A 10683-nucleotide genomic window follows, 5' to 3' on the forward strand; every position below is an offset into this window, starting at 1 on the left:
CTAACTTTCCATACACCACTGTAACAATTGCATAACCATAAAAAAAGCCCAACTAACATCAGCGGCAGTCAAAAATAACTCACCACGGATAATAGGAAGGCATTTATCACAGAAACAATCAAGCAAAGCACCCTCAACAATTGGATTTTACCATTACATTCTGAATAACGATTATGGTGCTAATCCATTTACCGCTTGTTTGGTGAGTAGTCTTTTGCTTCTTAATTTAGGTATTTAAAAGAGCTTGCCATGCCGATATAATAAGGTAGTCAGTCTTTCTAAGGATAACAAATAACAGGTATATCTCATCGAATATTCATTAGAAAGAAAGTAGCTGTCATATACATTTTGGAAGGTAGTGATCATCTGTTTAGACATCGCTGCAATAATTTCTTCTTCTGTAAAGTTATGGACAGCAAGTGTTTGTTTCCATTCTAAATAGGAGACAATTACTCCCCCTGCATTAGCAAGGATATCTGGTATGATAACAGCCCCTTTTGCTTCGAGGTAGTTATCGGCCTCCGTAGAGATCGGTGCATTGGCTCCTTCTACTAATACCGAGGCCTGCACTTGATCCATATTCTCTTTATGAACCTGCCCTTCAATCGCGGCCAGAACGAGAATATCGCAATCTGCAGTAAGTACAGCTGTTGCCGGCAGGAGCGTTGCTTTAATGCCTGCCTGTTTTAATTCAGCAGCATTTGTAGGCAGATCACCGCCAGATTGATTAGTAAAGGTAATTAAGGCCTCAATATCTAAGCCATCTGGATGATATAATGTAACTGCATGATCCCCTACGGCGACGACAGTGTATTTATTCTTGTCATATTGAACCGCTTCTTGAGCGGATACACTTCCCACATTGCCAAAGCCTTGGATAGCTACTCTAATATTTTTTCCTTCTTTCGTCTTTTGACGCAGGGCTTGGAGTGTCTGCCATTGTTTAGTACGCGGGATGGCTTGATTCTTGTCATACTGTTTGGCCCAATGATCGATTAACCAGGAATAACTTAGAAACACTCCCCTTCCTGTTGATTCGCGCCTGCCTTTGACCCCGCCATTAGCAACACTTTTACCAGTGAAGGATCCTGCATAGGGTTTTCCTGGATTAATGGTTTTATATTCTCCTACCATCCAGTCAATCACTTTTTCATTGGTTCCTAGGTCAGGGGCAGGTACATCTTGATTTGGCCCGATATCACGGGAGAAATTCTGTACATATTTTTTGCTGATCAGATTAAGTTCTCTCTCTGATACCAAACGGGGATTAATATGTACCCCGCCTTTGGCACCGCCGAAAGGAAGCCGATGCAGTGCGTTTTTTAAGGTCATTAAAATGGCTAAGTTCTCTACTTCTTCCTCTGTTACCACTTCGCTAAATCGAATTCCACCTTTATAGTAGCCACTGATATTGTTGTGCTGTACACGGTAAGCGGGTATACGGACGATGCCATTTTTCTCTGTGGAAACCCTTATGTAACATTTAATGATTTTGTCGGTTGTCTTAATAATTTCCTTGGCAGATCCACAGATGGTTTTTCGCTTCTCTGGATCAGAAATCCCTAAGAAATTGTCTTGATGACTTAAGCTGCTCATTACCATTTCAATTAATGCCTGTGTTTCTTTTCGTTTCATGAAAATTCCTCCTTGATGAAAGTAGTTTTTGACTCCGTTATATTTAAGTAGTCTTCCACTTTATCAAGGTTGTTACGCCTTGATAAGTTTCACGCGAACCATCGGCAAGGAAAATAGGCCTTTTTGAAGGACATCTTAACTTTATGATGACATGAGTAACCGCCTTCATTATCAGTACAACAAACTCTCATAACAAATGTCAATAGAAAAGTAACAACTGCTGTTTCGAGTGGTATTCGTAATATCCTATGCTTTTTTTCAGGAAATAATAAACTTCTTGCAAGAAACATGGCTTCATATGGTTAGGAAGCAAGAGGTAAACGGACTAAGTAACAACAACCTTTCTATATGTCAGGATATTTTCACTCGTTTTTCAAGGGTTAATTTGCTACAATATAATAATGAGGAATTTATTTAGTAAAGGGGAAACGTTATGGGCTATCAAGCATTATATCGCGTCTGGCGTCCAAAGAATTTCGAAGATGTAGTAGGGCAAGTGCATATTACCCGTACTTTGCAAAATGCGATTATGCAGAACAAGTTTACCCATGCTTACCTCTTTTCAGGTCCCCGAGGAACGGGTAAGACAAGTGCTGCCAAGATATTTGCCAAGGCGGTAAACTGTCAAAATGGACCTGCCTTGGAGCCGTGCAATCAATGTGACGCTTGTAAAGGAATTCAGGATGGCTCAATTTCCGATGTAGTCGAAATTGATGCTGCCTCAAACAATGGGGTAGAGCAGATTCGTGATATTCGTGATAAAGTAAAATATGCACCGAGCGTCGTGACTTATAAGGTATATATTATTGATGAGGTGCATATGTTGTCCATTGGTGCCTTCAATGCATTGCTCAAAACGCTGGAAGAACCGCCAAAGCATGTCATTTTTATTCTGGCTACCACTGAGCCGCATAAGATACCATTAACGATAATTTCGAGGTGTCAGCGCTTTGATTTCAAAAGAATTGCACAAGCAGCGATAGTAGAGCGAATGAAGCGTATCATTGAGGCGGAAGGTATTTTGGTAAGTGATGAAGCCTTAGAAGCTGTTGCTTTAGCAGCAGAAGGTGGTATGCGTGATGCACTTAGCCTTTTAGATCAAGCGATATCCTATAGTGAAGATCAAGTTGAGGTGGAGGACGTTTTAGCTGTTACAGGATCTGTCTCTCAGGCCAAACTAGCCAAGGTTGTCCAAACGATGCAGGCAAATGATGTCAATCAAGCTATTATAGAGATTGACCATTTGATTCAGGATGGGAAAGATCCCGGCAGGTTTGTCTTTGATTTAATTTATTATTTACGTGACTTACTCTTATACCAAACAGCACCAAGCCTTGCTGATGTGTTAGAACGAGCGATCGTAGATGATATGTTCCAGCAGCTGGCAGAGCAGTTGGATTCTCATTGGATTCAACAGGCGATCAAAGAACTTAATCAGTGTCAGCAGGAAATCAAATGGACCAATAGTCCTAAGGTATTTATCGAAGTAGCTGTATTAAAAATTTGCAGCCAAGACCCAGCCAGCAAGTCCGTAACATCTATACCGCAAGTTGAACAATTGAATGAACGTATCAAACAATTAGAACAGCAGCTGCAGCAGATACAATCTCAGCCGCCTTCCCAACCGTCCCAACCGTCCCAAGCGGCACAGCAAGCAAAACAGAAACGAAATGCACCAGCAACACGTAATAGCTACAAGGTACCTTTTGACCGCATACGGCATGTATTAAATGAGGCCTCTAAACCTGCTCTCCAAAAGGTCCGTTCTCAATGGTCATCGTTTATGGAGGCATTAAAGCGTCAGAGTGCACCAGCACATGCAACGATTCAAAACAGTAAGCCAAGTGCTGCTTCCGAGGATGTAGTAGTGATTGCTTTTCGTTATGAGATACATTGTTCACTTGCATTAGAACATAAACAAACGATAGAATTAATGTTAGCAGAAACAATGGGTCAGACCTTTAGCTTTATTCCTATTCCAGAAACAGAATGGACCGGTCTGCGGGAAGAATATGTTCGTAAACAGAAGCAACAGGAATCAGCCGATCAACCGGAGACTTCCCCAGCGGAAGAGTCAGCCGATCCATTAATAGATGCGGCAAGGGAACTAGTTGGAGACGACCTGTTAGAAATACATGATTAAAAAATAAAAGATAAATATTAGGAGGTATTACCATGCGTGGTGGAGGAAACATGAACAAGATGATGAAGCAAATGCAGAAAATGCAGAAAGATATGCTGAAGGCACAAGAAGAATTACAGGAAATGACGTTTGAGGCAACAGCCGGCGGTGGAATGGTTAAAGTAGTTGCTAATGGAAAGAAAGAGATTACAGATATTGAAATCAAAGAAGAAGTAGTAGATCCAGATGATGTGGAAATGCTGCAAGATTTAATTATTGCCGCAACAAACGAAGTGTTAAAAGAAGTAGAAGATAAAACGAACGACACCATGGGTAAATTCACAAAAGGATTAAATTTACCTGGAGGCATGTTCTAGGAGGGTTCTTTATGTATTATCCTGAACCGATATCAAAGCTGATTGACAGCTTTACTAAATTGCCAGGAATCGGTCCCAAAACCGCCGTCCGCCTGGCATTTTTTGTTTTGAGTATGAAAGAAGATGATGTGCTTGATTTTGCCAAGGCCTTAGCTACCGCCAAGCGGGAGCTGACACACTGCAGTGTCTGCGGTCATATTACAGATACAGATCCATGTGCGATTTGTCAAGATGATTTGCGTGATCAATCGGTTATCTGTGTTGTCCAAGATCCAAAGGATGTAATTGCCATGGAGAAAATGAAAGAGTTTAATGGCAAATATCATGTATTACACGGGGCTATTTCCCCAATGGATGGTATTGGTCCGGAAGATATTAATGTTGCTTCCTTAATCAACCGCCTGAAGGATGAGGAAATCAAGGAACTGATTTTGGCAACGAACCCGAATATTGAAGGGGAAGCAACGGCAATGTATATATCACGGTTAGTAAAACCGTCTGGTATTAAAACAACGAGAATTGCTCATGGCTTGCCAATGGGAGGCGATCTGGAATATGCGGATGAAGTCACGTTGTCGAAGGCGCTGGAAGGAAGAAGAGAAGTCTAAACAGTAGGTGAGAGATATGTTTCGTTCAAAAAAAATCAAGAAGACAGAATTTAACCAGCAACTATTGGATCAGATTTTTCATATGAAAAAGGAATGGTCATACTTAGAAGACATTATGCAACGCAGCATCGAACCAACAGAGCAAGGGCAATTTGATCTGGCTATTACTAAGGTGAAATATTTTTACTTATTAAGAGAAGCCAAAGCCCAGAAGCTGTCTGCCATCAAATAAAGACAATGTACCTCTGCCTGTAAGGGGTATATTTCATGGGCTCGTCTCATATATATATAATACAACCTTGATAGAGAAAAGGAGACGGGTTTATGAATTGGTGGATTATTGGCGGAATAGTTATTCTGATCGGGCTGTTATTGGCAAAGGGCATACCTGCCAATCTGGTTAAAGGCAGCGGGCGCATAGTGATGAAAATAACAATCGGTGTCTTGTTTTTATTTTTTGTTAATTTGTTAGGTGCATCTTTTGGACTCTATGTGCCTATTAACCTATTTACGGCTGGTATTGCCGGTATACTGGGGATTCCGGGTATTGTGTGTTTAACGGCTCTGCATTTTTGGGTAATATGAGGAAAAGAGAGAAACGAAACTAAAGCAGCACCTGTTTACCTTCTTGCTAGGCGTCTGTTGACCAAGAGATTTTCTTGGTTTTTTTTATGTTTGCCTATTTGAGAGAGGGGGATAGAGCATGTCTTATCGAAGTAAATATTTAACGGATTTGGCCAAAAAATATATTCAAGAATGGGAAAAGCCTGTTTTATATGCTAGTCTGCATGGATCGGTTGCCAGGGGAGAGGCAGATCAGTATAGTGATGCCGATTTAACGGTTTATCTGGAAGGAGAAGCCTCTGCATATTCCATGGATACTTATTACCAGGGAGAAATTTTACAACTACATATCCAAGGGGGAAAAGAACTGCCACTTCAGGAAGAGATTACTGCCAACCCATGGGATTATCGGTCTTTTATCGAAACAGTTATTATCACAGACTCCGCGCACCATTATCAAGAATTAACAGATTGGGCAAAGAGTTATTTGCTTTCCGATCAAGGAAAGCAGCAAATGATAAAACAAGTGAAAAGTATAGTGGAAGAAAGGTCTCAAACAGCATATGCCTTTAGTGAACAAGGATTTGATTATGCCGCCCATATTGCAGCTGCGGGTGCATGGACAGAGGCTGCCTTTTTACTTCTGTTTCTCGAGAAGCATTCTGTTGCTACAGGTGCACTGCTTCCTTTTATGGAAGAGCAATATGATTTAACAGCATTTCAGCAAATCATTTCTGTCCCAGGTGAACTGACTCCTGCGAAGATATCTCTGGTATTGCGTGAGTACCGGGATTTCTTACGAGCAGCAGGCTATAATCATTATGAATTAGCTGATCTCCACCATGGGCTCTGTGAACAGAAAATAAAGAGATTAAGTGATAAGAGGCAGTATTTTCATACATACTGGCAAATGTCTGGAGAAGCCTTGGGACTATATTTCGCAACATCAAGAGGTAAAGTGCTTGATCATTATCTGTCAGAACTGCCGAGCTCATTACAACAGAATTTGACTACCAGCTTATTTCTTCCTTTAAAGCAGCGGCAAGTACAGGCATTAAATAAATTAAGTAAGAAGTTGATAGAGAAGGCAATTGTTTAATTGCCCCGCATGTTAGAGAGAAACAACTAAATGCGGGGCTTTGTCCATACTACTTCGGATGTACTTCCTTTGCTAAGCGGTCATTAATATAGGTGATTGCTTGATCGATATTCATAATATAGTGGAGGACATTTTTCACACCAAGTCCTATAATCTTCTCCACCCTTCTTAAGTCAATTTAGAGATTCCTAAAGATCCTCCTCCTAATAATGGCTTTCCGCCTGGTACTTCTGAATAACCGAATGAGGGAAAATCAGTGTTTTGATTGATTCCCGAAAAAAGGTTCATATAAACAATGATCATAGCCACATTTCCTTTGATAAATTCAGTAACGCATCCCACCAATTAGCAGATAAATTCAGCGCTTGATTTAGGCTGTCAAAATAGGTTTTGAAGGCCTTAAGAGCCTTGTCTTTGTCTAGGCCTATTTTATTGTTAGATTGAAATAGCGAACCACTTTCTGCATAATACCTTAGTAAAAACTCAGATGCGATAATTTCTGTATTGCCAGTTGTGACACAAGTTCCTTGTAATTCCATATTGGCAGTAGAAAAATCTTCTGAAAAAAATTGTGCTATGCGATTATATTCTTCAAAAATTACGGGCGGTTTTAATTCTTGTTTATGTTTCTCATAAAACATACGCTTGACCATAGAGTCTTGAAAGATATCTTTGCGATAAAACAGCATCTGGATACTAGGATCTAAAGGAACAGCGAATGGTGTCCCCTTTACTATAGAAAAGTGGTCCAAAATCAATTGAGGATAATTAAAAACTAACTCCTTTAAATGATCGTTTAAGGGCTTAAAAGCATTTTCAGCAAACCAAGGCAGGCTTGCCATATCTATTCGGATGATGTCATATTTTTGTACGTTCCAATATTTAATAATACTCCATATATTTACTAATTCCTGTCGTTTTCTTGAAGTGTGGTATCAATTTCTTTAACCCTTCTGTTGAAGGACTTGGTAACATTAGAATGTTTAGTTTTTGATTGCTTTTGATAATCGGCATTTTGATTGGATAATTACAAATCCATTACTATAGCATATTAGCTAGGCAGCAATAGAGGTGGATACATGGTTAAACTCAATTAAAATCGAGATTCAAACCTTTGATTGGGAAAAGGAAAATAAAATATTAACAGAGGAAGAACTTTCTATTACTACATTTCCGGCAATACATGGTATGCCGAATGTCGGGTTACTCATCGAATGCAAAGAGAAGATAATCGTATATTCATCCGATACGTCCATCAATCCAATTATTAAAAATTTTAAAAAGGTTGATTTTCTTATACATGAAGCAACCACTGCACAGGAAAAATTGCCTTATCATACGAGTTTAAGGGAAATAATCGACTTTCATCCTTTGCAAGATATAGAACAAGTGATTTTGGTGCATTTAAGTGATGGTGAACCTTATGATCAACTAATTATGAATGCTTGTCTTAAAAAAGGAAAAATTAATGTTGCGTATGATGGGATGATGATTCAGCTATAGAAAAAATAATAATCACTATGTGTGTGCCTTATTGGATTTTCACCGCCTCCATGATGTATACTTAATATTAAAGGAATGTAAGCGAATTCTTCAGTTACTTTAATTGTGATAACCCAGAATAGGAATAATGATGAAACACTAATTTGTGTTCATTAATTATTCCTATTCTGTATAGGTATGGAATAGAAGGGTATTACCCTTTTAGAAGAGTATCATTAGGAGAGAGAAAAAAATGGACATAGGAACAAGTTTGCTTAGGCTTGGATTAGCTGCTTTATTAGGGATTATGATCGGGTTGGAGAGGAAGTTGAAGAATAAGCCACTTGGGTTAAAAACATGTATTGTCATTTCAGTATCCAGCTGTTTGTTAACTATTATTTCCATTGAGGCGGCGGTAAGATATGGGGAAATGACCCATACGATGCGAACGGATCCGATGCGTTTAGCGGCACAAATAGTGAGTGGTATTGGTTTTATAGGTGCCGGGGTAATTTTGAAACGAGGAGATAATGTGATTTCCGGCATTACGACTGCCGCCATTATCTGGGGAGCTGCTGGCTTAGGTATCGGCGCCGGGGCTGGTTTTTATTTGGAGTCGATTATTGGGGCACTCATTATTTTGTTTAGTGTAGAGGTGCTTCCATATTTAGTGAAAAAGTTTGGACCAAAACAATTTAATCGACAAGACTTAAAGGTTACGATTTATTCGAACGAAGAAAATGTGTTTGATAATGTGCTGCAGAAAATGAAGTCACATGACATGATTATAAATAAGATGAGAGTGAAGGATGTAGATAAGAATGAGCGTTTATTGCAGTTAAATATTACACTTCACCAAAGTTTAAACGCCAATGATGTTTATTCGATCATCCGAGGTATTCCTACAGTTAAAAAAATAGAAGTAGAAACCACGTAAATGGAGGTGTTTACCGGCAGGGGTTTTCCTTGATCTCTTTAGATGAAGCAATAAAGAGACCATTCCTTTTACCTTGCTGGTCTCTAATTGATAAACGCTGAGCACTGACTGTGCCCAGCGCTTTGTTTAAAATACTGCTTATCTTTGCATGCCAGGGAACTGCCAAATACCACTTGCGCGAATTAAGTCACGGTAGATCACCAATTCCTCATCTTTCGTAGCTTTTTCAGCTTCTTCCTCATTATCGAAATCCATGTAAACTAGATTGCTGATATCCCGTTCGATATTTTCTCCTTGTTTTTGCAGCATATTATTTACTTCATTAAAAATAACTAAAGCTCTTCTCATATGTGTTGCACTGGAGATGACGGTAATATCCTTGATTTCTTCTTCTTTAGCAATGTTCATAGAGAATAATGCGTTTTCGATAGTATCGGTGGCAAGTTCTTCCTTAATAATCCGCTCTTCTTCAATGCCATTTTCAACAAGCCAATCAAACATGACATCGGCTTCTGTAATTCCTTGTTTTGGTACACCGCCAGATACAATAATTTTTGAATTAGGATAGGCCTCGGCAGCTTCTTTAGCAACCTCTAGTCTCTTAAGGAGCGTATCTTCCATTTCTCCATCATCAGAAAGTGCATATCCTAGAAGAACAAAGGCATGATTTTCCTCATTTAAATCGCTGGGTATCTCGGTTTCTAATGTAACTCCTTTTATTTCATCAACCATAGTGATTCTGTCCGCATATTCCTCGGCTTTTATTTCATCTAACTCTTTTAATTGTTCAAAATCGGTTTCGAAAGTTTCGTTATCTTCCTCTAGTTTTGAATAAATTCCATGCATTAACCAAGCATTAAAATACTCTTCGTCATAATTTATGATTTCTTCATAAGTGTTTAAAGCTTCTGAGACCTCTGTTTGCAAAATTTGAGCGGAGGCTAGAGCAAATTTTAAGTCCATATCATGTGGTTCGATAGCTATTGCTTGTTTAAACGCTTCTTCAACAACATCATAGTCACCGTGTAAGGTAATGCCTTTAAATACTTCTGCTTCCGCTTCTTTTAAATCACCGCCATACCAATAGTAATGCATTGCAATATCTTTTAAGGCTTGAATACGTTCGCTGGTAGGAGAATTGTTTCTAATTTGGTTAAAGAGTTCATCCACATCTTGTTCTTCTGCGTCGGTTTCCTCTGTACTTGTGTTACCCGACAAGTCTGTCTGCTCAGTTGTATCATTTTCTGCATTTTCGCATGCTGCTAAACCAGCTATTAAAAATATGCTGAACAATAAGGTTAAAAATTTCGTTTTCATTAATTTAAAGCCTCCTGAAATGATTTTTAATAAAATAGGTCATAACCAGCTGTTCCTTCTACCCCCCTTTGTTTTAGATAAATAAAAAAAGGCATAGTGAGAACATCAGCTTTTAAAGGCCAATATACTCACCATGCCTAATCGAGTTAGTCACATGATAACCTATTTTATGTTTCCGTAATTGTATCATACTTGCTCTGAGACTATCAACAGTGGATCTTTTAAATTAAAAGAAATAAGAAGGGAGGATAATATCTGCATAGTCATTCTATAAAAAGTTCATACTAAGATAATAAAAAAAGACTTGCTTTTCTTAATTGAATATGACAGAATGTAAAAGTCGCTTTTTTACATGAAACAACCTAAATAAGTTTTTTTAAAAAAGTTGTTGACTTCAAAAAGTGTATGTGATATATTTAAGAGGTCGCCAAAAACGACGAAAGAATTACATTGATCATTGAAAACTGAACAAAACAACCAGTATGTAAAAGAAGAAAAAAGCAATATGCTAGCTTGTCAAAAGCGAGCACAAGACAACTATA

General features: G+C 38.7%; 11 protein-coding genes. 8 read left to right on the forward strand and 3 right to left on the reverse strand.

The features are described 5' to 3' along the window. Positions 1-234: 234 nt before the first annotated feature. Positions 235-1635, reverse strand: a complete 1401-nt coding sequence (locus tag JOD18_RS20455; RefSeq protein WP_204670982.1) for a Glu/Leu/Phe/Val family dehydrogenase — start codon at positions 1633-1635, stop codon at positions 235-237. Between the two features lie 433 nt (positions 1636-2068). Here JOD18_RS20455 and dnaX point away from each other — a divergent pair, with 433 nt between their 5' ends. The 6 genes from dnaX to JOD18_RS20485 all read left to right on the forward strand — a co-directional run bounded on the left by dnaX (position 2069) and on the right by JOD18_RS20485 (position 6405). Then, positions 2069-3778 (forward strand): DNA polymerase III subunit gamma/tau, encoded by a 1710-nt coding sequence (gene dnaX, locus JOD18_RS20460; RefSeq protein ID WP_204670983.1) that lies wholly within the window; start codon positions 2069-2071, stop codon positions 3776-3778. Positions 3779-3810: 32 nt separating this feature from the next. Next, a complete protein-coding gene (locus JOD18_RS20465; protein WP_204670984.1) occupies positions 3811-4134 on the forward strand; it encodes a YbaB/EbfC family nucleoid-associated protein in 324 nt (107 codons plus the stop codon). An 11-nt stretch (positions 4135-4145) separates the two neighbouring features. Further along, on the forward strand, positions 4146-4742 hold the full coding sequence (gene recR / locus JOD18_RS20470; protein WP_204670985.1) for a recombination mediator RecR: 597 nt from the start codon (positions 4146-4148) through the stop codon (positions 4740-4742). A gap of 16 nt (positions 4743-4758) precedes the next feature. Then, on the forward strand, positions 4759-4974 hold the full coding sequence (locus JOD18_RS20475) for a YaaL family protein (RefSeq protein ID WP_204670986.1): 216 nt from the start codon (positions 4759-4761) through the stop codon (positions 4972-4974). Positions 4975-5066: 92 nt separating this feature from the next. Beyond that, the gene (locus JOD18_RS20480) at positions 5067-5327 is read left to right on the forward strand and encodes a pro-sigmaK processing inhibitor BofA family protein (protein ID WP_204670987.1); all 261 of its coding nucleotides are present in this window, start codon (positions 5067-5069) and stop codon (positions 5325-5327) included. 118 nt (positions 5328-5445) lie between these two features. Beyond that, entirely contained in the window at positions 5446-6405 is a 960-nt protein-coding gene (locus tag JOD18_RS20485; protein ID WP_204670988.1) for a nucleotidyltransferase domain-containing protein, read from the forward strand. Positions 6406-6704: 299 nt separating this feature from the next. Here the strand turns inward: JOD18_RS20485 and JOD18_RS20490 are convergent, their stop codons facing one another. Continuing rightward, complete coding sequence (locus JOD18_RS20490) at positions 6705-7247, reverse strand: type 2 periplasmic-binding domain-containing protein (protein ID WP_204670989.1); 543 nt, start codon at positions 7245-7247, stop codon at positions 6705-6707. Between the two features lie 229 nt (positions 7248-7476). Here JOD18_RS20490 and JOD18_RS20495 point away from each other — a divergent pair, with 229 nt between their 5' ends. Continuing rightward, positions 7477-7908, forward strand: coding sequence for an MBL fold metallo-hydrolase (locus JOD18_RS20495; RefSeq protein WP_204670990.1), 432 nt, complete (start codon positions 7477-7479; stop codon positions 7906-7908). 232 nt (positions 7909-8140) lie between these two features. Continuing rightward, positions 8141-8824, forward strand: a complete 684-nt coding sequence (locus JOD18_RS20500; protein WP_204670991.1) for an MgtC/SapB family protein — start codon at positions 8141-8143, stop codon at positions 8822-8824. A 138-nt stretch (positions 8825-8962) separates the two neighbouring features. Here the strand turns inward: JOD18_RS20500 and JOD18_RS20505 are convergent, their stop codons facing one another. Then, a complete protein-coding gene (locus tag JOD18_RS20505) occupies positions 8963-10141 on the reverse strand; it encodes an ElyC/SanA/YdcF family protein (protein WP_204670992.1) in 1179 nt (392 codons plus the stop codon). Positions 10142-10683 lie beyond the last annotated feature (542 nt).

Origin of the sequence: Gracilibacillus alcaliphilus, from assembly GCF_016909015.1 — a bacterium.
GTDB classification, from domain to species: Bacteria; Bacillota; Bacilli; order Bacillales; family Amphibacillaceae; genus Gracilibacillus; species Gracilibacillus alcaliphilus.

Coding starts and splice junctions, on each gene's coding strand:
- recR (WP_204670985.1), top strand. CDS start 4,146: ATGTATTATCCTGAACCGATATCAAAGCTGATTGACAGCTTTACTAAA.
- JOD18_RS20480 (WP_204670987.1), top strand. CDS start 5,067: ATGAATTGGTGGATTATTGGCGGAATAGTTATTCTGATCGGGCTGTTA.
- JOD18_RS20465 (WP_204670984.1), top strand. CDS start 3,811: ATGCGTGGTGGAGGAAACATGAACAAGATGATGAAGCAAATGCAGAAA.
- JOD18_RS20500 (WP_204670991.1), top strand. CDS start 8,141: ATGGACATAGGAACAAGTTTGCTTAGGCTTGGATTAGCTGCTTTATTA.
- JOD18_RS20490 (WP_204670989.1), bottom strand. CDS start 7,247: ATGGCAAGCCTGCCTTGGTTTGCTGAAAATGCTTTTAAGCCCTTAAAC.
- JOD18_RS20475 (WP_204670986.1), top strand. CDS start 4,759: ATGTTTCGTTCAAAAAAAATCAAGAAGACAGAATTTAACCAGCAACTA.
- JOD18_RS20505 (WP_204670992.1), bottom strand. CDS start 10,141: ATGAAAACGAAATTTTTAACCTTATTGTTCAGCATATTTTTAATAGCT.
- JOD18_RS20485 (WP_204670988.1), top strand. CDS start 5,446: ATGTCTTATCGAAGTAAATATTTAACGGATTTGGCCAAAAAATATATT.
- JOD18_RS20455 (WP_204670982.1), bottom strand. CDS start 1,635: ATGAAACGAAAAGAAACACAGGCATTAATTGAAATGGTAATGAGCAGC.
- dnaX (WP_204670983.1), top strand. CDS start 2,069: ATGGGCTATCAAGCATTATATCGCGTCTGGCGTCCAAAGAATTTCGAA.